Annotated in this window: 24 protein-coding genes and 1 riboswitch; of the genes, 13 read left to right on the top strand and 11 right to left on the bottom strand. The window is 45.9% G+C overall.

Annotated elements, in window-relative coordinates; translation table 11 throughout:
* The first annotated feature begins 177 nt into the window (after positions 1 to 177).
* The 6 genes from AC4EHK_RS12755 (at position 178) to sstT (ending at position 7,244) form a co-directional block, all read left to right on the top strand.
* The gene (locus tag AC4EHK_RS12755) at positions 178 to 2,448 is read left to right on the top strand and encodes an excinuclease ABC subunit UvrA (protein ID WP_490979165.1); all 2,271 of its coding nucleotides are present in this window, start codon (positions 178 to 180) and stop codon (positions 2,446 to 2,448) included.
* Between the two features lie 308 nt (positions 2,449 to 2,756).
* Positions 2,757 to 3,806 (top strand): 2,3-butanediol dehydrogenase, encoded by a 1,050-nt coding sequence (locus tag AC4EHK_RS12750; protein ID WP_490979164.1) that lies wholly within the window; start codon positions 2,757 to 2,759, stop codon positions 3,804 to 3,806.
* 171 nt (positions 3,807 to 3,977) lie between these two features.
* On the top strand, positions 3,978 to 4,475 hold the full coding sequence (locus tag AC4EHK_RS12745; protein ID WP_490979163.1) for a TspO/MBR family protein: 498 nt from the start codon (positions 3,978 to 3,980) through the stop codon (positions 4,473 to 4,475).
* A gap of 213 nt (positions 4,476 to 4,688) precedes the next feature.
* Positions 4,689 to 5,366 carry a type 1 glutamine amidotransferase domain-containing protein gene (locus tag AC4EHK_RS12740; protein ID WP_490979162.1) on the top strand — a complete coding sequence of 226 codons (678 nt, stop codon included), beginning with the start codon at positions 4,689 to 4,691 and terminating at the stop codon, positions 5,364 to 5,366.
* Positions 5,367 to 5,654: a putative quinol monooxygenase gene (locus AC4EHK_RS12735; protein WP_490979161.1), complete on the top strand. Its 288-nt coding sequence runs from the start codon at positions 5,367 to 5,369 to the stop codon at positions 5,652 to 5,654. It begins immediately after the preceding gene.
* 318 nt (positions 5,655 to 5,972) lie between these two features.
* Positions 5,973 to 7,244, top strand: a complete 1,272-nt coding sequence (sstT, locus tag AC4EHK_RS12730) for a serine/threonine transporter SstT (protein ID WP_490979160.1) — start codon at positions 5,973 to 5,975, stop codon at positions 7,242 to 7,244.
* Positions 7,245 to 7,489: 245 nt separating this feature from the next.
* On the opposite strand, the gene AC4EHK_RS12725 is transcribed toward sstT, so the two are convergent.
* Positions 7,490 to 8,758 (bottom strand): glycosyltransferase, encoded by a 1,269-nt coding sequence (locus tag AC4EHK_RS12725; RefSeq protein WP_490979159.1) that lies wholly within the window; start codon positions 8,756 to 8,758, stop codon positions 7,490 to 7,492.
* Positions 8,759 to 9,134: 376 nt separating this feature from the next.
* Between AC4EHK_RS12725 and AC4EHK_RS12720 the strand changes: the two genes are divergently transcribed.
* Entirely contained in the window at positions 9,135 to 9,215 is an 81-nt protein-coding gene (locus tag AC4EHK_RS12720) for an SHOCT domain-containing protein (protein WP_490979362.1), read from the top strand.
* 198 nt (positions 9,216 to 9,413) lie between these two features.
* Here the strand turns inward: AC4EHK_RS12720 and AC4EHK_RS12715 are convergent, their stop codons facing one another.
* The 4 genes from AC4EHK_RS12715 to AC4EHK_RS12700 all read right to left on the bottom strand — a co-directional run bounded on the left by AC4EHK_RS12715 (position 9,414) and on the right by AC4EHK_RS12700 (position 12,924).
* Positions 9,414 to 9,869, bottom strand: a complete 456-nt coding sequence (locus AC4EHK_RS12715) for a biotin/lipoyl-containing protein (protein WP_490979158.1) — start codon at positions 9,867 to 9,869, stop codon at positions 9,414 to 9,416.
* Between the two features lie 19 nt (positions 9,870 to 9,888).
* On the bottom strand, positions 9,889 to 10,890 hold the full coding sequence (locus AC4EHK_RS12710) for an alpha-ketoacid dehydrogenase subunit beta (RefSeq protein WP_490979361.1): 1,002 nt from the start codon (positions 10,888 to 10,890) through the stop codon (positions 9,889 to 9,891).
* Between the two features lie 44 nt (positions 10,891 to 10,934).
* Positions 10,935 to 11,894, bottom strand: coding sequence for a thiamine pyrophosphate-dependent dehydrogenase E1 component subunit alpha (locus AC4EHK_RS12705; protein WP_490979360.1), 960 nt, complete (start codon positions 11,892 to 11,894; stop codon positions 10,935 to 10,937).
* Positions 11,895 to 12,108: 214 nt separating this feature from the next.
* Complete coding sequence (locus AC4EHK_RS12700; protein WP_490979157.1) at positions 12,109 to 12,924, bottom strand: CPBP family intramembrane glutamic endopeptidase; 816 nt, start codon at positions 12,922 to 12,924, stop codon at positions 12,109 to 12,111.
* Positions 12,925 to 13,238: 314 nt separating this feature from the next.
* On the opposite strand from AC4EHK_RS12700, the gene AC4EHK_RS12695 reads away from it, so the two are divergent.
* A complete protein-coding gene (locus AC4EHK_RS12695) occupies positions 13,239 to 14,048 on the top strand; it encodes a TspO-related membrane protein (RefSeq protein ID WP_490979156.1) in 810 nt (269 codons plus the stop codon).
* Positions 14,049 to 14,178: 130 nt separating this feature from the next.
* Here AC4EHK_RS12695 and AC4EHK_RS12690 read toward each other — a convergent pair whose 3' ends face one another.
* Positions 14,179 to 15,054 carry a YitT family protein gene (locus AC4EHK_RS12690; RefSeq protein ID WP_490979155.1) on the bottom strand — a complete coding sequence of 292 codons (876 nt, stop codon included), beginning with the start codon at positions 15,052 to 15,054 and terminating at the stop codon, positions 14,179 to 14,181.
* Between the two features lie 201 nt (positions 15,055 to 15,255).
* Here AC4EHK_RS12690 and nadX point away from each other — a divergent pair, with 201 nt between their 5' ends.
* Complete coding sequence (gene nadX, locus AC4EHK_RS12685) at positions 15,256 to 16,038, top strand: aspartate dehydrogenase (protein WP_490979154.1); 783 nt, start codon at positions 15,256 to 15,258, stop codon at positions 16,036 to 16,038.
* Between the two features lie 108 nt (positions 16,039 to 16,146).
* On the opposite strand, the gene AC4EHK_RS12680 is transcribed toward nadX, so the two are convergent.
* The 5 genes from AC4EHK_RS12680 to AC4EHK_RS12660 form a co-directional block, all read right to left on the bottom strand.
* Positions 16,147 to 17,274, bottom strand: a complete 1,128-nt coding sequence (locus tag AC4EHK_RS12680) for a 5-methyltetrahydropteroyltriglutamate--homocysteine S-methyltransferase (RefSeq protein ID WP_490979153.1) — start codon at positions 17,272 to 17,274, stop codon at positions 16,147 to 16,149.
* Between the two features lie 109 nt (positions 17,275 to 17,383).
* Positions 17,384 to 17,491: riboswitch (SAM riboswitch) on the bottom strand.
* Between the two features lie 101 nt (positions 17,492 to 17,592).
* Positions 17,593 to 18,009: an NAD(+)--rifampin ADP-ribosyltransferase gene (gene arr / locus AC4EHK_RS12675; RefSeq protein ID WP_490979152.1), complete on the bottom strand. Its 417-nt coding sequence runs from the start codon at positions 18,007 to 18,009 to the stop codon at positions 17,593 to 17,595.
* A gap of 21 nt (positions 18,010 to 18,030) precedes the next feature.
* Positions 18,031 to 18,270: a hypothetical protein gene (locus AC4EHK_RS12670; protein ID WP_490979151.1), complete on the bottom strand. Its 240-nt coding sequence runs from the start codon at positions 18,268 to 18,270 to the stop codon at positions 18,031 to 18,033.
* Between the two features lie 15 nt (positions 18,271 to 18,285).
* Positions 18,286 to 18,795, bottom strand: a complete 510-nt coding sequence (locus AC4EHK_RS12665; RefSeq protein ID WP_490979150.1) for a glycine/sarcosine/betaine reductase selenoprotein B family protein — start codon at positions 18,793 to 18,795, stop codon at positions 18,286 to 18,288.
* Positions 18,796 to 18,900: 105 nt separating this feature from the next.
* Positions 18,901 to 19,977, bottom strand: a complete 1,077-nt coding sequence (locus tag AC4EHK_RS12660) for a CdaR family transcriptional regulator (protein ID WP_490979149.1) — start codon at positions 19,975 to 19,977, stop codon at positions 18,901 to 18,903.
* Positions 19,978 to 20,110: 133 nt separating this feature from the next.
* Between AC4EHK_RS12660 and AC4EHK_RS12655 the strand changes: the two genes are divergently transcribed.
* The 4 genes from AC4EHK_RS12655 (at position 20,111) to xylE (ending at position 26,046) form a co-directional block, all read left to right on the top strand.
* Positions 20,111 to 21,253, top strand: coding sequence for a glycerate kinase (locus AC4EHK_RS12655; protein ID WP_490979148.1), 1,143 nt, complete (start codon positions 20,111 to 20,113; stop codon positions 21,251 to 21,253).
* Position 21,254: 1 nt separating this feature from the next.
* Positions 21,255 to 22,604 (top strand): GntP family permease, encoded by a 1,350-nt coding sequence (locus tag AC4EHK_RS12650; protein WP_490979147.1) that lies wholly within the window; start codon positions 21,255 to 21,257, stop codon positions 22,602 to 22,604.
* 282 nt (positions 22,605 to 22,886) lie between these two features.
* Complete coding sequence (locus tag AC4EHK_RS12645) at positions 22,887 to 24,392, top strand: phytoene desaturase family protein (RefSeq protein WP_490979146.1); 1,506 nt, start codon at positions 22,887 to 22,889, stop codon at positions 24,390 to 24,392.
* A gap of 244 nt (positions 24,393 to 24,636) precedes the next feature.
* Entirely contained in the window at positions 24,637 to 26,046 is a 1,410-nt protein-coding gene (xylE, locus tag AC4EHK_RS12640) for a D-xylose transporter XylE (protein ID WP_490979145.1), read from the top strand.
* The last annotated feature ends 178 nt before the right edge of the window (positions 26,047 to 26,224 follow it).

Below are 26,224 nucleotides of genomic sequence, written 5' to 3'. Positions count from 1 at the left end.
GCTTCTTTTTCAATCTTTTTGTGTAAGGCGGGCAGCAACAGGGAATCCTTTTACTATACTAAGTTGCGTTAATAAACTATAGTAACCGGTACTGCATAAAATAGTTTTGCGGATGCTTTAGTTAAATGTATACAATCGGACAATTCCTTGAATGGATTGGAAAAGGAGAATGTCAACGTGGCAGATAAACGAGATGAAATTATACTAAGAGGGCTTCAAGAAAACAACTTGAAGAACATTGATTTAAATATCCCAAAAGAAAAAATAAATGTCTTTACCGGCCTGTCGGGTTCAGGGAAAAGCTCCGTCGTCTTTGATACCTTGGCGACCGAAAGCAGAAGGCAAATGACATTGAACTATCCATTGTATGTAAGGCATCAGATGCCGCGTTATGAAAGGCCGCATGCGGACTTGATGCAGCATTTAAGCCCGGTCGTTGTCGTGGAACAGAAACCGGTAAAAGGCAACGCGCGCTCGACGGTTGGTACCTATACGGACATCGATCCGTTGATTCGACTGTTGTTTTCGCGAATCGGCAGCCCTTCGATCGGTTCAGCAACTGAATTTTCGAGTGAGGGTTCTTTCGGAAACTGTCCGGAATGCAGCGGATATGGAGAAATCGTTGCGCCGGATATTACCAAACTCATCGATCACACGAAGTCACTCAGAGAATCCGCAGTGCAATTCAAGCCGCTGGCGCCGCCTGGCTGGCAGGGCAGGTGGATGGTGGACGGCGGATTGTTTGACCCTGATCTCCCCATCAAAGATTTCACGGAAGAAAAATACAATATGCTTGTCTACGGCCCCCCGGAAGGCGAGCGGGCATTCAGCACCTATTATTACAAAGTAGGCAATCGGGAAATCGAATGGGACGGCATCCTTCCCCGGTTTATTCGCCTGTACATTAACCGGGACCTCACGAAACTGAAAATAACGTCCCAGGATGACGTCTTGGCGATGACGACACACACTGCGTGCCCAACTTGCGAAGGATCGGGATTAAATCCGAAAGTGCTGGAATGCAAAATCAACGGGTTGAATATCGTGCATTACGACCGATTGGAACTGACAGAATTGCTGGGTGAACTAGCGAAAATAAAAGATCCTGTCGGAAAATCCATCGCACAGCAAGCGTATCCGAATGTAAAACAGCTGGTTGACTTGGGGCTGGGTTATTTGAGTCTGTCGCGAAAAATGGGAACTTTGTCCGGCGGAGAAGCGCAGCGCGTGAAGATTGCTCGTCATTTGGGCAGCAGCCTGAACAACATCACCTACATCTTTGACGAACCCAGTGCAGGACTGCATCCGGAAGAAATTGAGATGTTGACGCATATGTTGGAAAGTCTGCGGGACAATTACAATACAGTCGTGGTAATTGAACACAATTTAGCGGTTATCAAAACAGCAGACGAAATCATTGAGATGGGGACAGGAGCCGGCGTAAGCGGCGGCGAAGTGGTCTATCAAGGCGAACTGGAAGGGTTGAAAAAAGTATCAGCCATCACTAATTTGGACCATAAACCGACCATCAATAAGAATCCGCGAAAAGCTGAAGAAAGATTCTCCATAAGCAACGCTTCTGCCAACAACTTAAAAAATGTCAGCGTGGACATTCCTAAAAATGTTCTAGTCTCGGTATGCGGCGTTTCCGGTTCTGGCAAAAGTTCGTTAATGTTTGGCGCATTTACCGAAAACTACCCTGAAACCATTTCAGTCGGCCAAGGCAGCATCGGAACGTCCAGCCGTTCGACACTTGCGACTTACATGGGAATCATGGATGACATCCGGTCGATCCTGTCAAAAGAAACCGGACAACCCGTGGGATTGTTCAGCTTTAATTCATCAGGTGCTTGTCCTGTCTGCGAGGGCAAAGGCGTCACCACGCCAGACGTCGCTTTTGCGGATCCCGTGAGCGTCACATGTGAAGCGTGCCGGGGGACGAGGTATTCAGAAGAAGCCTTGTCTTACCGCTACAAAGGAAGAAATATCGTAGAAATTTTAGAACTCACAATCGATGAAACCAATCAGTATTTAAGCATGCCAAAAATCGTCAAAAAAGTAGATACTTTAACAGATGTCGGATTGGGGTACCTGACACTCGGCCAGACGACCAGTTCGTTAAGCGGAGGAGAAGTGCAGCGCCTCAAACTCGCCAGCCACTTGAAAAAAGAAGGGCAAATTTATTTATTGGATGAACCTTCACTCGGGCTGCACACAAAAGATAATGATCATCTACTGGATGTTTTCCAAGGCCTTGTAAACAAAGGCAATTCGGTCATCCTTGTTGAACACAATTTAAACTTTATTGCAGCGAGCGACTGGGTTATTGAAATGGGTCCAAGCGGAGGCAAAAAAGGCGGCGAAGTGTTGTTTGAAGGGACACCGGAAGAAATGCTCGATGCTGACACTTTAACGGCGAAGTGGCTGAGAAAAGGTGTAGAGGTGTAATCGCAAACTGATTGGTACTACAGAGTGAAATAGCAAATGTGCGGGCGACTCCAGTCGCCCGCACATTTTTTGGTTCCTTGATTTCTGACTTGTTCCGTTTCGGACAAAAAACAGATTTTTTGCATGTTTATGCATTTGAAAAAGTGGGGTGAATAGCGTTGTATGATATCTAGATATTTAAGTATCAAGAGATGGATGCATCATTATTGACGTTAGAAAACAAGAGGACTAAGATGATGTTGCATATATATTTAATTCGCAGCATATGTAAACAAGGTATGAACTCAAAAATCAGGAGGAATGACGTTATGAAAGCAGCAGTATGGTATGGAGAAAAAGACATTCGCATCGAAGAACGGGAGTTAAAAACATTAAAAGACAATGAAGTAACGGTCCGTGTCGCATGGGCAGGAATTTGCGGCAGTGATTTGCATGAGTACCAAGAAGGCCCGGTTTTTGTCCCTACGGAAAAAGAAGACCAATTAACGGGGCAAGTCGCACCCCTGATCATGGGTCACGAATTTGCTGGTGTCATCGAAAAAGTGGGATCACAAGTAACCAAGTTTAACGTGGGAGATCGTGTCGCGATTAATCCTACGTTAACTTTTGGCAATAAACCGGAAGACATTGACCAATACGATGGCTTTAGCTTTATCGGTCTTCATGGAGATGGTGGCTTCACGAAGTTTGCCAACGCACCCGAATCGAATGTCTACCTTCTTCCGGAAACCTTAAGCCTGCAAGAAGGCGCGCTTGTTGAACCCACTGCTGTGGCGGTTCAAGCCATCAAAGAAGGCGGCCTTCAATTTGGCGATACGACCGCCATATTTGGAGCCGGCCCTATTGGCTTGGTAACGGTAATTGCGGCAAAAGCGGCAGGAGCCAGCAAAATCATTGTCTTGGATTTATCCGAAACGCGTCTGGAAAAAGCAAAAGAATTAGGGGCTACGCATATCGTCAACTCCGGAACTGAAAATGCTGTCGAAGCCATTCGGGCAATTGTTCCCGAAGGAGTCGATGTATCATTCGAAGTGGCCGGTGTTGCGCCAACCTTTACACAGGCCATTGCGGCAACAAAAGCGCGTGGAACGATGGTAATTGTCTCTATTTTCGCGAGACCCATTGAATGGAATCCGCTTCAATTGACCAATACCGGTGTGAAAATCACATCTTCGATTGCCTACACACCGACGTCATTCCAACAAACGGTAGACTTGATGGGGACGGGCCAATTAAATCCAAAAAGCATTGTCACCTCTCAAATTCAATTGGATGACATTGTGGAAAAAGGCTTCGAGGCGTTAACGAAAGATAAAACACAAGTGAAAATCCTTGTGGAGTTAAGCGGTGAAAAGTAAGCATTAAGTGTTCAAATTTCAGTTCAATAAGAACTCCTGCTCAAAGTATGACTAGAGCCACCAGAAATCCGCCTATTCAACGATAGAGCGGATTTCTTTTACATCCTTGCTGAAACTGGGTCTGATTGAGTGACTTTATAGAAAACAACTAAATTCAGAGGAGGAAAGTTTATGGAGTTCCTGAAAGTGGATGGCAAAATCAAACCCGGAAAACTGGCGTTGAGCATAATGGTGCCGGTTGTCGGTGGTTCACTGGTCGGCGCGTTCGCAAACAACAACACCCAAGAAGAATACGCCGAATTGAAAAGGCCTTCTTTATCCCCGCCGCCTTGGGTATTTCCCTTGGCATGGACCGCTTTATACACTTCCATGGGACTGGCAAAATACCGCGCGGCCGAAAAAGCCGCGTTGAAAGGAGAAGCAGGAAAAGTGTTGCTTCCTTATAATTTGCAATTGGGCCTAAACTTCCTGTGGTCATTCCTTTTCTTCAAATGGAAACTGCGCGGCGCTGCGCTTGTAGAAATGGCTTTGCTACTCGCAACAATCACATGGACGACGTATGAATTTTACCAATACGATCAAACCGCAGGCAACCTCATGATCCCTTATATTGCTTGGGTAATGTTCGCAATGGGCTTAAACAGCTCGATTTGGATGCTCAATAAATGAACGATGAGAGAGCAGACCAGGGCGCATACTAAGCACCTATTCATTTCATATCGGTGATGCCTTTCCATCTTAAGTGAATCAAAGTGAGATAAGGACAATTCATGTGAAAAACCAACGATTGAAATTGTCTTTTTTGTTCGTTTGTTTGAACTCGAAAGAATTCGGGAAATACTAGTATTAGGATAGTTTATCATTCAGAGGAGGAAATCGAACATGGCAAAAGTATTAGCAGTATTATCAAGCGGACACAAGGATACAGAAAATAATTACGAAACCGGCTGGTGGGCGGAAGAATTGTTTGCACCAATGGAAGTCTTGGAAAAAGCGGGACATCAAGTAGACCTGGCTTCACCACTGGGCGGAAAACCTGAACTGGACAAAGTCAGCATCAGTGAAGATTATGATCCTGAAGGCAAGTACAAAAAAATGTACGAATCGGGATTAGCCGATAACACAACAGCTCTTTCGGAAGTTACTCCAGAAGACTATGACGCAGTCTTCATCGTGGGCGGCCACGGAGCGATGTACGACCTGGCTGAGAATGAAACACTGCACAGCATCATTAACGCTGTTTACGACAACGGAAACATCGTGTCAGCGGTATGTCATGGACCAGCTCCATTGCTTTGGACAAAACGTCCGGATGGCAAGAGCATCATTTCCGGACTGGACGTAACCGGATATCCGGAAGCGGTTGAACCTGAAGGCCTGCCTGCGATTCTGCCATTCAGCCTGGAAGGGAAAATGAGCGAAGTGGCTAATTATTCTGCCGAGCAAAAAGTAGTATGGGGCAATGACCAATTGGTAACCGGACGCGATCCGTTTTCTTCTGAAGAATTGGCCGAGGAATTGGTAAAGGCCTTTGAGAAGAGAAACAAGCAGGGCAACTAAATGATGGAACCCATCGTCATTACCGCAATCCTGAAGCCAAAGGAACACATGGAAGAACGATTATTGGCGGAATTAAACAAAGTTCAGGAAGCTTCGCAAGCAGAAGATGGCTGCCTGAACTATGTTCTCCACCAATCAATTGAAGACCATACGTTTGTCCTTCATGAAACATGGAAAGACCAGGATGCTTTACAGAGCCATATCGAATCTCTCCATTACCAGGAATACCGCGCGAATATTGCGGATCTGGTGTCGGAGAGAGAAGTTTACAAGCTGAAGGCAATCTGATTCGTTAGCAATTCCATAGAATACCGAAAACAGAACTTTGCAGAGAACCATTGCAAAGTTCTGTTTTTCTTTTGGCATTGCGATTACAGAGCCGCTCATCTGGAATAATATAGGCAACGACCAGTCAATAAGGCGGGTCTTTTTAGTCGTGGCAGCGGTTCGAATGAATTAAGTATTTGATTTTATAAAAAATTTATTCTATTCGTACATCTATTTAGTTAGAATAGGAATAGATTGAAAATGGCGGCTGCATCTGCAACGGATGGGAGAGCGGCGGCTGACATACAGCACAGAATAAACTAGTGTGGGGGAATGGGTATGAACGTATTGAAAATGTGGAACCGGATCAGTCTTGTGAAACAAATCCTGATCGGCTTGGTCTTAGGGGTAGTCTTGGCGGTTGCGATTCCGGAAACTGCGGCATCATTGACGATTTTTGGCACCTTGTTTGTCGGAGCACTGAAAGCGATAGCGCCTGTCCTCGTGTTGTTCCTGGTCATGGCATCGATTGCCCAGCATAAAAAAGGACAGCAGACGAATATGAAATCGATCGTTTTTCTTTATTTATTAGGGACATTTTTAGCAGGGCTTGTCGCAGTCGTTGCGAGCTTCATCTTCCCGGTCAGCATTGCACTTACGCAAGGAGCTGAAGGCTTGACGCCTCCGGGCAATGCAATTGAAGTTCTCAAAACTTTGGTGTTAAACGTGGTCGACAACCCAGTCAACGCGCTTGTGAATGCAAACTATATCGGTATTTTGGCGTGGGCAATCGTCCTTGGCCTGGCATTGCGAAATGCCGCGGATACGACCAAAACGGTTATTACAAATGTGTCGGATGCTGTGGCGAAGATGGTCGGCTGGATCATTAAATTCGCGCCGTTTGGCATCATGGGTCTTGTCATCGAGTCGATTACGACAAACGGACTGTCATCGCTCTTGGGCTACGGCAAACTATTGGCGCTGTTGATCGGCTGTATGCTTTTCTTTGCGCTAGTGGTCAACCCGCTTATCGTATTCGTCAATATCCGCCGCAATCCGTATCCGCTAGTCTTCAAATGTTTGCGCGAAAGCGGCATTACGGCATTCTTTACCCGCAGCTCGGCTGCAAACATTCCGGTCAATATGACGCTTTGCGAAAAGCTGGGCTTGGACAAAGGCACTTACTCTGTCTCTATTCCGCTTGGTGCAACAGTCAACATGGCTGGAGCCGCAATTACGATTTCCGTTTTGACGCTTGCAGCGGTCAATACGCTTGGCATCCAAGTGGATATCCCGACAGCAATCATGCTTAGCATTCTGGCAGCAGTATGTGCATGCGGAGCTTCTGGTGTGGCGGGCGGCTCGCTGTTGTTGATCCCGCTGGCGTGCAGTTTGTTCGGCATCCCGGCTGACGTAGCAATGCAAGTGGTCGGCGTCGGCTTCATCATCGGCGTGCTGCAGGATTCTTTTGAAACGGCTTTAAACTCTTCAACAGACGTGCTGTTCACAGCAACGGCTGAATACAAGAAGCGTTTGAAAGAAGGCCACGAAGTAGTGGTCGGGAAAAGTTTTGAGATCAATAAACCTTCTGAAGACTTGGTGAAAAGTTAAGATGTTTGGCTGATGTTACTTGGACCTTCAAATAAGGCTGCATCGCCAACGAAACAGGTTTTGTTAAAAGGCAAAGCACCGCTCCGGCAAAAATCGGAGCGGTGCTTTTTGGTGTTGGTATTGGGTGTCAGGGCAGGAGTACACTTTTTTGAACGCTTGTTTCATTGCTCAATAGCCACGTCATTTAGTGGAAGGAAAACAGGTGGCATCGCGAGATTTGATTTTCTTTAGTTAAACTCTCGAATTCACTCCTTTTTCCTGTCAGTTGCTATATTTTCTATATAATTCACTGCTTTTTGCAAACCATTTTCCGATTGGATTTCGTTTTTTATACGCTGTGCATTCTTTAGATAATCTTCATTATCCATTTGTTCTAAGGCATGTACTAGGTCAGACACTTCTAGATTTTTTTCGCGCAATGGCTTTATTGAATAGCCGTTTTTATATAATCGATTTGCCCAAAACGGCTGGTCGACTGTAAACGGCATGATTAACTGTGGGACCCCACTCAATAAAGCTTCAGACATTGTTCCAACACCGCCATGATGGATAATGCCTTTCGAACGCTTGAAAAGAAGTCGGTGAGGTGCCTTTTCAACAGCCATTATATCCAGCTCCTGAGTAAATGTCATACCACTTGTTCCGGTCAGCACAATGGCTCGATTATTTGTTTCCTTTAAGGCCTGAACCAATTTTTGTTTGAAACTTGCTGGGTCTTTTAAAGGCATAGAACTGAACGATACCACAATGGGGTTCGTTCCTTTGTCCAAGAATTCTTCGATTTCATTGGACAGTGTTTCTTCGCCTAAATTTAAGAAGAAAAAACCGGATAAAAAAACGCGGCTATTCCAACTTTCTACTTCTTTAAAAAGAAAAGGGCTAATGGGATAAAGTATGGGGATAGGCGAACCATTCATTTCATATGTGTATAGGCCGGCTTTTCTTTTTGGCAAGTTTAATGTTTTTTTTCTAAAGTCGTTGATTTGTTTTATAAAAGGCCGCTCACCTAATGCCACAACCTTATAGGATAATCTATTTAATATGGGGCCAAAGTTTTTATTGGGCGATACAGAGAAATTCGGGAATTCTGTTATCGGATACATGATGGGGACAGGGGGTAAACAAATACAAGGAATATTATAATGTACAGCTATATCAACAGCACCAAGAGCCTTAGGATGATAAATAATCAGCTCTGCTTTTTGTGAAGCCTGAAAAAAGTCATCCATACTCCTTCTGTAAGTCGGTGTAATCACCGTTTTTGAAAACTTCACCATTTTAATTAGATTAAAGTTCCCGCCGTTAAAAACCCTGCTGCCTTCCTCGCTCTCTATGATGGCCATTAAATCAGCCGATGCTGCTTGAAAAGCAATTCCATTCTCTTCTATAAAACCCTTGAAAGTAGCACCTGTGCAAATGGTAACTTCATGATCATGTTTTATAAGTTCCTTACCAAGCGCAACATACGGTTGTACATCGCCTCTGCTGCCTAGTGTCAGGATTGTAATCCTCATGTTTTCACCACCCCGCATTTATCAAAGAATTCCGCCGACAGTGTCGTCGGAATAACTTGATTTTCTATTGTGGTAAGTTCTTTGTCAATAATATCTAGAGATTATGGCTAGAATTGAATACCAGTTATTGGCTGCATTCAGAGGACTTTGAAATTTTATTTCCCAAAAAGCTGAAGTACTAGAGGCAGTATCCACTGTTGCCGAAACTCCGCTATTTCTGCACATCTAGCGTATACATTTGAAGTACAGACATATGCCAGAACTAAAAAAGGAGGTAGAAAGCAATGATGGGACCCGAATGGGGAATGGGACTGGGAGGAGGATTTTTGGTGTTAATCATCGTAATCGTTCCCAGAATGACTCCAGTGCAGATGCATTGGACATCGCCAAGAAACGGCTAGCTAAAGGTGAGATAACTACTGAAGAATTTGAAGAAATCAAGAAAAGGCTTTTATAAAACAAAGACTATTATTGCATTTTCAGGATGTTTCATAAGTGGTTATAATGGAGTTGTCCATTTGGGCTTTTATGAACTGTTGGCAGTATAGTGAGTTATAGATTCCTAGAAAAAAATGCCTTCCCATTTTGTCGGGAAGGCATTTTTAAATTCTTGGATAAAGCGTACTTTTGTTACGTTCTTCTGCATTTTCAACTCTCAAAGCCCCGCTTCGTCCCGGACATCTTCTTCCGTGATGCTGCCTAGGGGTCCGGATCCTTTTACAGCTTCCAGATTAACTCCAAGATCTTTGGCAAGTCTGCGAAGCCTCGGTGACACCCGTACGAAACTTTTGGATGCTTGGCTATTAGAGTTCGCTTCGGTTTCTGATTCCGGAGCGGCGGGTTGATCTTGGACGGGAGCTTCTTGGCCCCGAGCCCCGTCAGGATCAATCGTTGCCAGCACGTCACCAACTTTTGCAGAGGTCCCGCGTTTAACCGCAATTTCTTGTACGGTGCCGCTGCTTTCGGCAGTGATTTCAGAAACGGCTTTTTCCGTCTGGACTTCCACCAGCGGCTGTCCTTTCTCCACAAAATCGCCTACTGACACAAACCACAGAACCATCAAGCTTTCTTCCACATCTTCCGCTAACTGCGGCAATCGGACTTCGATCATTCCAACACCTCCAGAGTCACTATGCTTCATCCATCATCTTTTTCACTTGTTCGTAGATTTTATTCGGCCCGGGAATGACGAAGTCTTCCAGCACGCCACTATAGGGAATCGGCACATCCGGTATAGCCAGTCGGCTGATCGGCGCTTCCATTTCAAAAAACGCTTCTTCTGCGACGATTGCCGAAACTTCCGCTGTCATGCCATAGGATAGGTAATCTTCATCGACCACTAGGAGTCGATGGGTTTTCTTGACGGACTCGATGATGGTGTCTTTATCAATCGGTGCCAGCGACCGCAAATCGATGACTTCCGCTTCGATGCCATCTTTGGCAAGGCGCTCTGCGGCTTCGACTGCGTAATGGGTCATCATTTGGATGCCGACGATGGTCACATCTGTTCCTTCCCGCACGACTTTTGCTTTGTTCAGCGGAACGGTATAGGATTCTTCAGGCACGTGGTCTACGGCGACATCCAACTGTTTCATCCATCCGAGTCCTTGCAGTGATTTATGGAACATGAAAACAACCGGATCGTCATCGCGGATTGCGGACACCATCATCCCTTTTAAATCATACGGATTGGACGGTGCGACCACTTTCATTCCAGGCATATGAGCAAACGTTGCATAGAGTGTTTGGGAGTGCTGGCCAGCGTCGCGGTAACCGCCGCCGACAGAAGTCATCAGCACCATCGGCAGTTTGACATTGCCGCCCGACATATAAGGGATTTTCGCCATATGGTTATAAATTTGGTCCATGCAGACGCCAAAAAAGTCGACGAACATCAATTCCGCAATGGGGCGCATGCCTTCCGCTGCAGCCCCAATAGCAGCTCCGATAAACGCGGTTTCAGAAATCGGAGTATCGAGTACGCGTTCAGGTCCGAACTTTTCGATCAATCCTTGCGTCGAACCAAAGATGCCTCCGTATTTCCCGATATCCTCTCCGAGTACAAAGACATTCGGATCCTTTTCCATTTCCTGCGAAATCGCTTCAGCCATTGCTTTATTGCCGGTCAACATTCGTTTTTTCGCTGTTTCCACAATAGATCGGCTCCTCTCCTGTTTTATGAGCTAAAGACATCTTTCAGCGCAGATTCTGGATTCGGATAGCTGCTGTCTCTCGCAAACTGGTACGCTTCATCCACTTCCTGTTTGGCACGTGTTTCCATGTTTTCAAGATCTTTTTCACTGACGCTTTCGGATTCAGCCAACATCTTTCTCAGCTTATTGATCGGATCGAGTTGGCGAAGTCCCGGCACTTCCGTCTGGTCCCGGTAGAGTTCTGGATCTCCCTGGAAATGGCCCAAATAACGGTAAGTTTCGATTTCGATGATGGTCGGGCCTTGGCCGTTGCGTGCTCTGGCAACGGCTTCTTCCGCTGCTTTATACATGGCAATCGGATCGTTGTCTTTTACATAAGCACCGGCAATGCCGTAAGCTGAAGCCCGCAAATCATTGGATGCAACAGAAGTTGACGCTTTTTTCGACACAGAAATGCCGTATGAATTGTCTTCCACTACAACAATAAGCGGCAGATTCCATACAGCTGCGAGATTAAGCGATTCATGAAAAGCACCGGCATTTGCGGCACCCTCTCCGATAAAGGCAACGGCCACCCAGTCTTTTCCTTTCATTTTGCTGGTCATGGCGGCGCCAACTGCATGGGGAATACCGGCACCGACAATACCTCCGCACGAAAACTTCACTTCCGGATCAAACAAGTGCATATGTCCGCCTTTTCCTTTGCCGAGCCCCGTTTCTTTGCCAAAAATTTCAGCAGTCATTTTCTTTAAATCGACCCCTTTGGCAATGGCGTGGTGATGGGGGCGGTGGGGAGCTGTCACCGTATCGTCTTTTGTCAAATGAACACAGATGCCGACCGCAGCCGGTTCTTGTCCGGTTGCCAAATGCATTTCACCAGGCACAGCCCCAGCCCCGATATTGAATACCGGCGTTTTGCCTTCCATGTAAGCTTCAGCCATCTGGTCTTCGTAGTAACGGATCTTCACCATCTGTTCATACATCCATTCCAGCTTTTCCACAGATACCGAGGATTGCTTTTCTTCAAAAATAGTCACTGCGTTTCCTCCTTTCAACTGAGAAACGGTATGCCTTCCGTGGCGGGCAGCACAATTATAAGTATATAAACATCTTTATAGTAACATCTTTTTTCTTATTTGTGTAAAAATTCAGTTTATTTAAAAGGGGTCATAATGACGGAGATATGGAAACTTGTGTCTAAAAGAAACGAGTTTCTTCTTCTTTGTTTTCCACTCCCCGAGCCAGCCAAGAAATAACAAACAGCAGCAACGTCAAACTGCCGGCCAGTACTAAGAGGTTCGGAATGCTTTTTGCATACAGGTCATTGATGCTTGTCACCATCAACCACTCGGGAAAAGACGGATTGACGAAACTTTGGTAAACGGCGACCAGGTTGTTGGCCATGTGCAGCAAAATCGGAACCAGCAAATTGCCGGTTTTTAAATACAACAGCGACGCCAGAACGGCAAACAAGAAGGCACCGAAAAAGTTGATGTGGAAAACACCAAAAATCATGCTGGATAAGCCGACTCCTTTCCAAAAGCCGAATGCCGTGACCAGCCAATTGAGGATCAGCCCGCGGAAGACGAACTCTTCTGCAATCGGTGCAATCACTGCCAAAATGAAGCCAGTTGTGAGAAGGTACCAAAAAGCGTCGGGAATTGGCTGCGGCATAAGGGCTGACTCAACTGCCATTGGAGCAATAGACATAAGTCCACGCAATTGCAGCCAATAGATGCTGATGGAAAATGACATCACCAGCAAGGTAAGCCCGAGGACCGGGATCAGCCAGCGCGCTGTGCCCCGAAAAAAGAAAACTTCACCCAATTTCACGCCGCGCTTCTTGAAATGGTAGCGGACAAACGGCACCGGCAAGACGACATAGAAAACCAACAGCATGGCAACACCGATAAGGAGCACATTTTGAGTGACTTGCAGCAGGATGAAGATTGATACGATTGATGCCCCCAACATCCAGCCGAACATGCTCGGTTGCTTTCGTTCTTCAGACATCCCCAGCGCCGCCTTTCGTTTTAGGCTGATTGCGCTCCTGAAAGTGGAGCGAACTATTTTCTGAAATAAAACCATATGTTACTAAATGATGTTAAATCGTCGTATTAGTAATATTTTGATTTTATAATAGCATGACTTTGGATTTTTAAAAATATATACAGATTTTTTATGACTGAAGAAATCTGTTTTTATAGAAAAATAGTTTTGCAGCAAAGCCAATTAGGGAAAACATATTCAAAGAGAGTTAACTAGACATTTTTATTGGTTACTTGCGAATGAAACCAACTAATAGCTACTGAGAGGATGAGTTCACAATGGATGAAAGCACATTGAAAAAAACAAAAAATTTCACGATACTCAATCTGGTTTTCTACTTTTTAACACTTGGCGTCAATTACTTCGGATCTTCCGGATTTTTTGCTGGGAACAGTCAGAAAGACGTCTCAGACAAATACATGACGCTTATCTCGCCGGCACCTTTTACGTTTTCGATTTGGGGAGTTATCTACAGTTTACTGCTGATTACGTTGATTTATTTATTTGTGAAGAGGAAAGACAAACGTATCAGTAAGCTGGTGTTATTAATTTCTCCTTTGTTTATCGCGAGTTCCCTGTTCAATATGGGGTGGATTGTTGCTTTTTCTTATGAACAGTTAGGCGTATCAACGCTGTTGATTTTGGGCATGTTGTTTTCATTGCTTCTTATTGTGGAAAGAATTTATAAAAATCGCTTTGCTTTTCCGTCTACGTTTGCAGGTCTTAGTTTTACTTTCTACAGTTCCTGGGTGTTCATTGCAACGATTGTTAACATCTCTGCGTTTTTAGTGCAGCTGGAGTGGAACGGGTTCGGACTTTCCGATTCAATCTGGACCATGATCGTATTGGGGATTGCCATCGCCTTTGTCCTCTTTTACTTGGCCCGTTTCAAAAACGCTGCCTTTCCGATTCCCATCGCTTGGGCTTTCTTTGGAATCTATAGTGCTTATACCAGTGGACAGCTCGATCCAGCTATGTCCGCGATTATTCAAGGCATCTTGTTAACTGGCATTGCCATCTTTTTGATTGCTGTTGTGTGGAGATTTGTTAAAAATGGAAATGCTCTTTTCCCGAGACATACGGTTTAAGAGAACTCTCCAAATGAAAGTAGACAATGCCATAAGCTCGTTAAGAAATACTTGATTTTTCTAGTGGATGCAAAAAGCGCCGCTCTCTTTTTAATAAAGAGAAGCTGGCGCTTTTTTTGTTTCGGACCAATCAGTGAATATCCCGCTTTTTGAAACTGCCGCCTCTGACTTCGGCGACGTCGTAAACGGCGACAAAGGCGTTGCTGTCAATTTCGAAGATGATTTCTTTCATTTTGCTGTCTTCAAGCCGGTTGATGATGCAGGTGATTTCTTTGTATTGCTCGTTCGTGTAGGCGCCGTTGACGATATTGTACGTGGCGTTTCGTCCAAGGCGGTCGTAAATGGTTTGGACGAGAAGTTCCGGTTCCCGCGAAATAATTTTATACGTCTTCGAGCCACTGAATCCTTCTTCGACCAGATGAATCACTTTGGATGCGATAAAATAAGCAATTCCGGAAAGGAACGCGCCTTGCAAGCCGAAGACGAAGGAAACGATGATAAAGACGAATATGTTCAGGAACAAGATCATGTCACTTGTCCCGAATGGCAATTTGCGTGACAGCAGCACGGCTAGCATGTCGATGCCGTCAAGCGCACCGCCGTTTCGCAGCGCAACCCCCATGCCAAAACCGATGATGATTCCGCCAATAACGGTAATCAATAAAGTGTCGCCCTCAATAATAGGCGGGATATGGTGCATGAGAGTCGTCGCATAGGCGAGGGAAGCAATGCCAATAGTGGAGTAAATGGCGAAGCTTTTCCCGATTTGCTTATATCCCAAATAGACAAAGGGAATATTCAAGACTGCAATCAGCACGCCCAGTGGCATGCCGAATAATTGGGAGCCAACAATGCTGATGCCCGTGATGCCGCCATCTGATACATTATTCGGAATCAAGACAGCTTCAAGGCCATATGCAGTAACAAACGCACCAATGATAATGGCCAGTGCCCGTAAAACTAATTTTCCTTTATTTGCTTTTCGTTTTGTAGATGGCATACTCATTCTCTTCCTCTTTTCTGTAGTTGCCCAGCTGATCTTTTTCACTCTAATTATTAAATATAATCCTTTTATTGCTATTTTAGTAGAGCAAATTTAGAAGAAGTCGTCTGCCAAAATGAATCTTCATCAAGTATCGCTTTTTAGGGTATAGGTAAGTATCCAACATTCGGTAGACTATACCTATTTAAATGAGGAGGCTAAACGATGAACATCGGAATCATCGGCACAGGAAATATCGCCACGTATTTATTGGAACAGGTGAATACCAACAAGGTAGCCAAAGAAAGAAGAATAACGGCAGTTTTTGGCCGCAACCAGCAAGCGGGCCGCCGTTTGCATGAACAGTTTGGGGTCGATTTCCATACAGATATTCACAAATTCTTAGAGACGCCGATTGATCTCGTCGTGGAGGCAGCGACTGTGGAAGCTGCTCATCTTTACGTGAAAGAGATCGTTGCCCATCAAAAAGACCTCGTCGTCAGCAGTATCGGCGTCTTTAAAGATGCCGCTCTTCTGACTGATGTTAAAGCTATGGCTGAGTCTAGCGGAACACAGGTTTTCCTGCCTTCCGGTGCAATTGGTGGACTGGACATCCTGCAATCGGCGAAAGCAGCTGGTGGCTTGGAGCGGGTTCAGCTTACGACACGGAAATCACCCGCATCGCTTGGGATTCAAGCAGAGCAAGAGAAAGTACTATTTGAAGGTTCTGCAGATGAAGCCGTTGAAAAATTCCCGAAAAACGTCAACGTCGCGATGACACTCGCACTTGCGGGAATCGGTATCGAGAAAACGACAGTGCGCATCATTGTCGACCCGGCTATGGAACGGAATACGCACACAATTGAAGCAGAAGGGGACTTCGGGAAACTGCAGCTGCAAGTGGAAAACAATCCGATGCCGAGCAACCCGAAGACGAGCCTTCTCGCTGCGTTGAGTATTTTAGCTGTATTACAGAATAAAGATGGGGCATTGAGAATCGGCAACTGAGTTGGACAGTGAGCTGAAGCCGAACACCTATTTTATACTTTTAAGAACGTAAATGAAGTAAATCAACCGAAAAAAGCCCAACGCAAAGACTGCGTTGGGCTTTCCAAGTCACTCCCCAAAAATTTCTTCAGAAACTTCCACGATATACCGCAGTTTGTCCCATTGTTGCTGTTCGGTGAGGATATTGCCGTGGTGGGTGGAGGCAAATCCGCATTGCGGGCTGATGCAGAGCTGTTCGAGCGGGACATATTGAGCTGCTTCTGCGACGCGAGCTTTGATGGTTTCTTTGTCTTCAAGTTCGCCGTTTTTCGAAGTGAAGACACCAAGCACCACGCGTGGGCCGCCGGCTGGGATATGTTCCAGCGGCTGGAAGCTGCCGGAACGTCCGTCGTCGTATTCCAGGAAAAAGCCATCGACTTGTTCTTTGGCGAAAAGTGTTGGCGCAATGAGCGCGTAGCTGCCTTCAAATGCCCAATCGGATTGATAGTTGCCGCGGCATAGGTGGGTCGTGATCGCCAAATCTTCTGGCTGATCTTTCAAAACGGCGTTGGTAACGCGCAATGCCAGGTCGATCAAGTAATCCCGGTTGTATTGTCCGTCATTGAACGGAATGTCGGGTGATGACAATCCTGCAATATAGACATCGTCAATTTGAATATAGCGGGCACCTGCAGCGTAGAATGCTTGGAAGGCATCGCGGTAAACTTGGATGATGTCTGTTGCATAATCTTCAAGATCCGGATAAATGCGCTCATTGCGAATGCCTTGGTTGAAAAATTGGTTTGGGCTTGGAATGGTCAGCTTCGGAATAGCACGGCCCCCAACGATTTCTTTAAATTCAATGAAGTCTTGGATGAATGGGTGATTTTCATTGAAGGTGGCTTTGCCGGTATTGCGGACATCGTAAGCTTCCGTTTCTACATTTTTGAATTGATAGCCTTTTTCCGGCGTGTATCCTTCAAATCCGTGAATCTCTGCCATGAAATCAGTGTGCCAGAAGGTGCGGCGAAATTCGCCGTCTGTCACAGCTTTCAGGCCGACTTCAATTTGTTTGTCGACGATGTGCTTGATTTCAGTTGTTTCGATGGCTCTTAATTGTTCTGCCGTAATGCGGCCATCTTTAAACTCTTTTCTTGCCTGATGGATGCTGTCCGGGCGGAGCAAGCTTCCTACGTGATCTGCTTTGAAGGGCGCTTTATTGACTCGTTTCGTTGGATCGGTGATTGGATTGGCCATGTTGCATTCCCACTTTCGGTTTTTAGTTTTTAGTTAACGTGCGATCTTCCCAAATAAAAAATGGGACTTTCTTCAAAAAGAAGAAAGCCCCATGTATGGAAATGCATTCTTCTTATCTTCTAGGCTCTAACACCTATTGGAAGTAGCACCTTATCCTGTAACAGAATGGTTGCTGAGACATCACAGGGCCAAATCCCTCCGTCTCTCTTGATAAGAAATAGATTATTAAGTTAATGGTTTGTCGATGTGTTACACAATAAAGCAATTTCCAGATAAATGCAAGAAAATGTACATCCTGTTTTTTCTATTGTAAAAAATTCAATCAATGATGATGGCCTTTCCTTGTTCACGCAACGCCTTTAACGATGCCCGCATGGTGCTAAGTTGTTCATCGGTATGCCGTTCCCAGACACCGAGCTCTGCGATTACTTTAAGAGGCGATTGGGAACGGTAAGAGCGTGTTGGATTGCCTGGAAATCGCTTGTTGGTTAAATTCGGATCATTCTCAAAATCACCTACTGGTTCTACAAGGTAAATTCTCTCTTTGGCAGTAGAAGCCGCTAGTTCGGCACCCCATTTGGCGGCTTCCAATGTTGCCGTGAAATAGATGTAATTGGATTTTTTGTTCTGGTAATTGGACGGATGCTGCGCCTGCAATAAATCCCCAATCTTCAATTCCGCTTTTGTCCCATGAAAGAAAGGACCTGGATCTAAAACCTCTTTTGTTTCATTCATATTGATCTGCCTCCGTTGTTTCTATCGCTTTTCCTGATAAGTTGCCCGAGTCCCGGAAGACAGTGCCAACAGCTCCAGCAATTGGTCCACCACTCTTTTTCGCGTATCAAAGTCGAACGGTTCGCCGCATGGCCGTCCCATTTTAAAGTGGACGTGGAGGGTGCGGGGAGCGCCGACTTTGTCGGTAATTTCCGGGAACAAAGTGACCATGGCGGTTGGGATATGTGAAGCTTCTAAAGCCCGGGCATACAGCCCAAGCACGTTATGGCAAGATCCTCAGCCAGGCACCAAGAGCGCGGCGTCAATTCCTTCGTTATGGAACAATTCGACCACTTTGGGAATGAAATCTTTCTCGGCTGTCGTCGTGTCCAAGATGCCGCCGTTCAATCCAATGTGGATGTCCGAAACACCCCCAATTTTTCCATCGACTGCAGCGTCCTTTAACTGGTGGAGCGGGAAGACGATGGACGGATCGGCTTTGGCGAACTTTGTGTCGAAGTAAAGGTGCGTCACTGTCAACTCCTGCTCTGCGGCGTCTGCCGGGACGATCCGAAATGAAGGATCTCCCGCTGGATTGTCCACATCAAACGGCTCGTCTGATTTTAGGTGGACACCGGCAGTTGACACCAGTGCTACTTTGCATTGGTCCAATGGTTTTGGCAAAACGGCTTCAGGCAAGTTGTTGTTTTCTGTCATATGGCTCATGGTGAATTTCTGGTAGGCAGTCGTGAAATTGCTGGAAAACGTCCGGGACAATTTCGATTTGAGTCGGGTTTTCATTTTCATGTCAGCCATTCCTCCAGTTCAAAGAGTCTATTGGATAATATTCGGTGGCAGCGCAGAAATTCCTGTACAAATGCTGTGCATTCTAGAGCACGGCAAAACAAAATTTTAGATCCGAATAGCTAATGCTAAATGCAAAACAACCGCGTCCTGGAATTCAGATGGGTCCAACCCAGTAATGTCCAGAATCTTTTTCAGGCGATAGCTTAGGGTGTGGCGATGAATCTTTAACCGGGCAGCAGTTTCTGCATGGCTTTGATTAGCGGCAAAGTATGCTGTCAGTGTTTCACATAAAGGTTCACTCAAACCCGCTAAGATTCTGCCAGTGAATTTGGCGAGTTCATCTTGAGAATTCCGCTTTAGAAGCGCCATCAATTCCACGTCTTCAAAATAAATCAGCTGCTGGCCGGGGGTGCCAAAGTCCAAGGCATTGCGCGCGGCCAAATAAGATGTTCGGATATCAAAAATGCTGTCGACGGCTACGCCGACTCCGATTCTTCCAGGGGCACTTTTCTGCAGAAAATGAAGTAAATTGTACAGTTCTTCTTCCATTAGGGATGGCTCTTCATTCGCCACCAACAGGAAAATCTCATTCAGCTGTGAGTGTCCAGCGACGACAGTTTGGTTTTGAAAATGCCCTTCCAGCTGTTCGATGATCCGGTGGGAAGGAGAAGGCGGCTTTTTCAATTCAATCAGCAGTGTGACAAAAGACATTTTGTTTTCGAACCCCATTTGGAAAATCCGTTCACGAACAGCCGCAGACAAAGGTTTGCCGCTTGTCAGTTCTTCGAAAATCAACTCATTGCGCTTGCGGTTCCATTCGATGTGGGAGGTGATGAGCGACTGGTGGACCATCATTTCTGTGGTCAGTTGAACAAGTGTAGAAATTTCTTTTAATTCTTCCGGATTGCCGGTGATTCCGATGACGCCGACCAGCTTTCCTTGAAAATGGATCGGCATATTGATGCCAGGTTTTACACCGTGCCATTCCGCCAAATTGGCTTCTGTGATGGAGAGGGTTTCGCCGCTTTTGGCAACGTGCACTGCACCTTCATGAATTTTTTCGATCCGTTCCGCTTCACCTGACGCCAAAATCATGCCATTGGGATCCATGACGTTCAAATTGCGGTTCAGGCGGATCATGGTTTGTTCGACAATTTCTTCTGCTAGTTGTCTTGTAATCATAAATGCGCCCCTTGGTATATATATTCTAAATATTTCGATAAAAAATATGTACACTCAGTATAATGTATCTCCAACTTCTTTTCATTATAATTTTATGTAAGCGCTTTAATAAAGCGGCAAGGAGGTTTTGGCAATGAAAATCATGATAGCCCCCGATTCTTTTAAAGGCAGCTTGTCTGCCATGGAAGCAGCGCAGGCAATGGAAAGGGCCATACAAGAACTAGACATCGGAGCGGAAATCGTTTTGATGCCGGCAGCGGATGGCGGGGAAGGTACGATGAGTACGATGGTGGAAGCGACTGGCGGAAAATTGGTCGCTCACCAGGTTCAGGATCCAATCGGGCGGACCGTTTCCGCCTGTTATGGAATTCTTGGGGACGGCAGAACCTGCGTAATTGAGATTGCGGAAGCATCCGGGTTGACCTTGCTGGAAAAACACGAACGAGATCCACTAGCAGCCTCTTCTTTTGGTACTGGAGAATTGATCCGCCATGCCTTGGATGCCGGTTTTCGGAGCTTTATCATTGGGCTTGGCGGCAGTGCTACCAATGACGGTGGTGCGGGGATGCTCGAAGCACTTGGCATGAAGTTTTTAGACCGAAGTGGAAAGATTTTGGCGCGTGGCGGCGGTGCACTTGCTGAGCTTGCAGAACTGGACGTTTCTAGTTTTGATTGCCGCATTTCCGAGAGCACCTTCCTGATTGCTTGTGATGTGGAAAATGTCTTAATCGGTGAACATGGGGCTTCGGCGGTATTCGGACCTCAAAAAGGGGCATCTTCTCCTACGGTACAAAAGCTCGACGCCAATCTGCAGAACTTTGCGGACATTACCGAACGGCTGACAGGCATGTCGCTCCATGATAAAAAAGGGGCCGGTGCTGCGGGAGGTGCCGGCGGGGCGATGCAGGCATTTTTTGCTGGGGAAATGAAACGCGGCGTTGATGTTGTTTTGGAGGCCATTTCGTTTCATGCTCATATGGACACGGTCGATTTGGTTGTGACCGGTGAAGGCAAAACAGACAGCCAGACCTTATCTGGAAAAACACCTTTAGGCATTGCTGAAGCTGGAATGAAAGCAGGCAAACCGGTTCTCCTAATTTCCGGAATGATTGACAGTCAGAGTTCGGTGCTGGTGGAGCCCTACTTTACTGAAATCCATGCGGTCGTGGATGGGACGGTAACAGCGCAACAGTCGATCGCCAATCCGTACTACCGGCTGAAAATGAAAACGCAAACGGTTGTTGGAGTTTATTTGAAAAAACAAAAGGGGTGCTGACATGTTATTTTTCATTATTGCTTTAAGTGTTGTATTGGTTGTGTTGTTGACTGCGGTCTTTAAAGTTCATCCATTCTTATCGTTATTGATCGGGGCCTTCTTCATGGGAATCGCATCCGGCATGCCGTTGGCAGACGTCGTGCTCAGTGTCAATGAAGGTTTTGGCGGGTTAATGACCAGTATCGGGATCGTTATTGTTGCAGGTACCATTATTGGCGTTATTTTAGAAAAATCCGGTGCTGCATACCGGATGGCAGAAGTAGTTTTGCGATTGATCGGTGAAAAACGGCCGCAGCTGGCCATGTCGATTATTGGCTTTATCGTATCGATTCCTGTTTTTTGTGATTCTGGATTTATTATTTTATCAAGCTTGAAAAAAGCATTGGCAAAACGTGCAAAAGTTTCGATTGCTTCAATGTCTGTCGCGCTTGCGACAGGTTTGTACGCGACGCATACATTGGTACCGCCAACCCCAGGGCCAATCGCAGCTGCCGGCAATATCGGTGCTGAAAATTACTTGGGGACAATCATTTTAATCGGCTTGATCACTGCGATTCCTGCGGCGATTGTCGGCTATATTTGGGCAGTCAAAGTTGCTTCAAAAATCGTAGTGCCGGAAGATACAGTCCAAAGCGGCGATTTGAACTATGAAGAAGTCATCAAGTCGTTTGGTCAAATGCCTTCTACATTCAAAGCGTTTTTGCCGCTGGCACTTCCTGTGCTGTTGATCGCCGCGGGGTCAATCGCCAGTGTTCTTGGCGGTGACGACGCACTGACAAATACGATTAGATTTTTAGGTTCGCCGACTGTCGCACTACTGTTTGGTGTGTTTGCGGCTTTCTTATTGCTTCCAAAATGGAACGAAGAAACTTTGTCTGGTTGGATTGGCGAAGGGCTGGTAAGTGCGGCTCCGATCTTGTTGATTACGGGTGCCGGTGGTGCGTTCGGCCGCGTTATCACCAATTCAGGCGTGGCGGATGTGATTGCAGGCATGGACTTGTCTGCACTTGCCGGCGGTTCATTGTTCCTGTTGATTCCTTTCTTTATCGCAGCAGCATTGAAAACAGCTCAAGGATCTTCAACTGCCGCACTGGTTATCACTTCAACTTTAGTAGCGCCTTTATTGCCGACTCTTGGGGTTGAAGGTGCAGTGCCACTCGCGCTAGTTGTTATGGCAATTGGTGCAGGGGCAATGACTGTGAGCCATGTCAACGACAGTTTCTTCTGGGTTATTACACAATTCAGCGGAATGAAAGTAACAGATGCCTACAAAGCTCAGACTATGGCGACTTTATTGCAAGGGGTTACGACAATTGTCTTCACGATGATTTTGTGGACGATTCTTGTGTAACGATTAACACGCATGTGCAAGGAAAAGGGAAACCGCCTTTCTTAGGAAAGGCGGTTTTGGGTTTGGAAAAGTAAGGATGGGTTTCTCTAATAAAGTCCTTCAGTATGGACATTCAAACAATTCTGCTTCTATAATAAAATATGTATAATAATTATACAAAAACTATATAATGAAAGTTTTTAAGACTCGTAGACAGGGAATTAAAAGGACTATGCAAATACTTTTGCTCGGCAAACAAATTTTAGGAATAAACATACTTGAGAGATGAAAGGCGGTACATATATGGGGAATGAGACTAAATCAGTAATCGTCATCGGGGGCGGCCTTGGCGGCTTGTCCGCAGCCATTTCGCTGGCGCAAAAAGGGTACGCGGTTTCTTTATACGAAAAAAATGACCACATCGGCGGAAAAGTAAATCGCCTGGAGCAGGACGGTTTCGGTTTTGACTTGGGTCCGTCGATTTTAACGATGCCGCATATTTTCGACAAATTGTTCCAAGGCAGCGGCAAGCGGATGGCGGACTATGTGCCGATCAAACGGCTGGAACGCGAATGGCGTTCGTTTTTCCCGGATGGTACGGTGCTGGATTTGTACCACGACCTGCGCTTGATGGAACGGGCAAACCCGGCGCTTTCCAAAAAGGACATGAAAGAGTATTATGCGCTATTGAAATATGCGCAGCGGATTTACAAGACGACCGAACACAGCTATTTGAAAGAAGGCTTTGAGTCGCCGAGGGAAGCCGTTGCACAAAATGGCATCTTAGCAACCTTGATCGGCTTCGACTTGACTTCTACGATGTACGGCGCGATTTCCAAACGCATCAGCAATCCGCATTTGCGTGACATGCTTTCTTATTATGTGAAATACGTTGGTTCTTCGCCATACAGCGCGCCGGCGGTTCTCAACATGATGATTTATATGCAGCATGCACAAGGCTGCTGGTACGTAGAAGGCGGAACGCATAAACTGGCGGAAGGTTTGGAGCGTCTGGCAAGAGAAGAAGGCGTTCAACTCCATACGGGGATGGGTGTAGTTCAGGCGCATACGAATGAAAACAAAAAAATTGCGGGCATTAGACTCGAAGACGGTTCATTCAAAACGGCCGACTATTACGTGTCGAATATGGAAGTGATTCCATTCTATAAAAAAATGGTTGATGCCGACGAGAAGTTTGTCACCAAGCTGGTGAACAAATACGAGCCATCAAGCTCTGGCCTCGTGCTGCATCTCGGTGTCAAGAAGACTTATCCGTTCTTGAATCACCATAACTTTTTCTTTTCCGAAAACTTGCACGAACAGATGGAAAAAGTGTTCGAGAAGCACGAGCTTCCGGACGACCCGACCATTTACTTGGTCAACGTCAACAAAACCGATCCGACTCAAGCACCACCCGGGCACGAAAACATCAAAATCTTGCCACATATTCCCTATATTCAAGACAAGCCGTTTACGCCTGAGGAATACCGGCAGTTTGAAGAGCGCGTACTCGACAAGCTGGAACGCATGGGCTTGCACGGTTTGCGGGACAATATCGTGACGCGCGATGTTTGGACGCCGCACGATATTGAACGCACATACGGCTCAGACCGCGGAGCGATTTACGGCACCGTTTCCGATAAAAACAGAAACGGCGGCTTTAAGCACAAAAAGCAAAGCGAACTTTACGACAATCTCTACTTTGTCGGGGGCACTGTCAATCCAGGTGGCGGTATGCCGATGGTGACACTCAGCGGCCAGCAAGTGAGCGATAAGATTGTCAAACGTGATCAGGCAGCAAAGCGGTAACGGGCGATTTTGTGAAGGTACTCAAATAAGTGGAACTCTCAAAAGTGGCACAATCGCTTTTGAGAGTTTTTTTATTGCAGGAAGCAGTAAGAATCAATCAAAACTTTATTTCATCATAACAAAAAAACGAAGAAAACTTAGTTTACTCGTTGCACTAAGTGGTGGAATATGGTTACAATACTGATAACGCTTACAAGATGAGAGGAGGAGAGAGCAGTCAAATAAAGCTGCTTTCGATTGCCAAATGAAGAATACCAAGCTGTTGTACATCGTTGGAATTACACTAGTAGCCACATTAGGCGGTCTTTTATTTGGTTATGATACCGCTGTTATCTCAGGTGCAGAAGGTTCGCTGCAAACATATTTTACGGATAGCTTGGGACTCAGTTCCTTTATCCATGGGTTAACGGTTTCCAGTGCATTGATTGGTTGTATTATCGGAGGAATTTTATCAGGATACTTTTCTGCACGGATTGGCCGCAAATACACGTTAATTGTGGCAGCATTATTATTCCTGCTTTCTGCGATGGGCTCTGCATATCCTGAGTTTTTATTCTTCACTCCAGGTGAGCCATCTATCGCGCTGCTCGCCACATTCAACTTTTACCGGATTATCGGCGGCATCGGGGTGGGCCTTGCGTCTGCAGTGGCACCGATGTACATTGGCGAAATCGCGCCGCCAAACTTACGCGGGCGGCTTGTTGCTTTAAACCAATTCGCCATTATTTTCGGGATGCTTGTGGTGTATTTCGTCAACTGGGGCATTGCGAGAGGTGAGACGATCGAATGGATCAACGAACTGGGCTGGAGATACATGTTCGCTTCGGAAACCATTCCGGCATTCTTGTTCCTGTTGCTGTTGTTCTTTGTTCCGGAAACACCGAGATACCTCGTATCTCAACACCAAGACGACAAAGCGATGGGTGTGTTATTGAAAACCTACGACACAACGATGGCAAAAGCAACATTGTTTGAAATTAAACATTCCTTCGACGACAAAAAAGAAAAACTTTTTGCTTACGGCAGAGGCATTATTGTCATCGGAATCCTGCTGTCGGTATTCCAGCAATTTGTCGGCATTAACGTCGCGCTTTATTACGCACCGAGAATTTTTGAAAGCATGGGTGCGGGACGCGATGCATCGCTTTTCCAAACCATCATCATGGGCCTGGTCAACGTCATCTTTACGGTCATTGCGATTGTGACGGTCGACAAAGTCGGCCGCAAGCCGCTGTTGATCATCGGCTCGATCGGTATGACCATCGGGATGTTCGGGGTTGCGGGTCTTGCATACTTTGAGCAAATAGGAACCGCTACTTTAGTGTTTATCATCATCTACACCGCTTCGTTCATGATGTCTTGGGGTCCTGTCGTGTGGGTCTTGCTGTCTGAGATCTTTCCGAACAAAATCCGGGGACAAGCGCTGGCTATTGCCGTGGCCTTCCAATGGGCTGCGAATTATTTCGTGTCTTCTACGTATCCGCCAATGATGGAAGTAAGCGGTGCGATGACGTACGGAATCTACGGCTTGATGAGTATCCTTTCAGCATTGTTTGTTTGGAAGTTCATTCCTGAAACAAAAGGCAAGTCGCTGGAAGAACTCGAAGTATTATTAAAGAAATCGCAAAGCATGAAACGGGCAGTCAACGAATAGCCGGGCACCGATCTACTTTCTCCAGAAAAACTCCGGAGAAAATAGATCGGTTTTTTGTATGTACGGTTTTCATTTGAGAACATCGGGGTGGGAAATATAGCCATTATTTTTTAAAAATATGTTACACTAAGGTTATGGAATAATCAGATAAATGGTACGACCAATCAGTAAAGCAAAA

This window comes from Planococcus sp. TJ-307 (assembly GCF_058268435.1).
The sequence above is the reverse complement of the archived record's forward strand: the minus strand, read 5'-3'. Positions and strand labels throughout refer to the sequence as shown.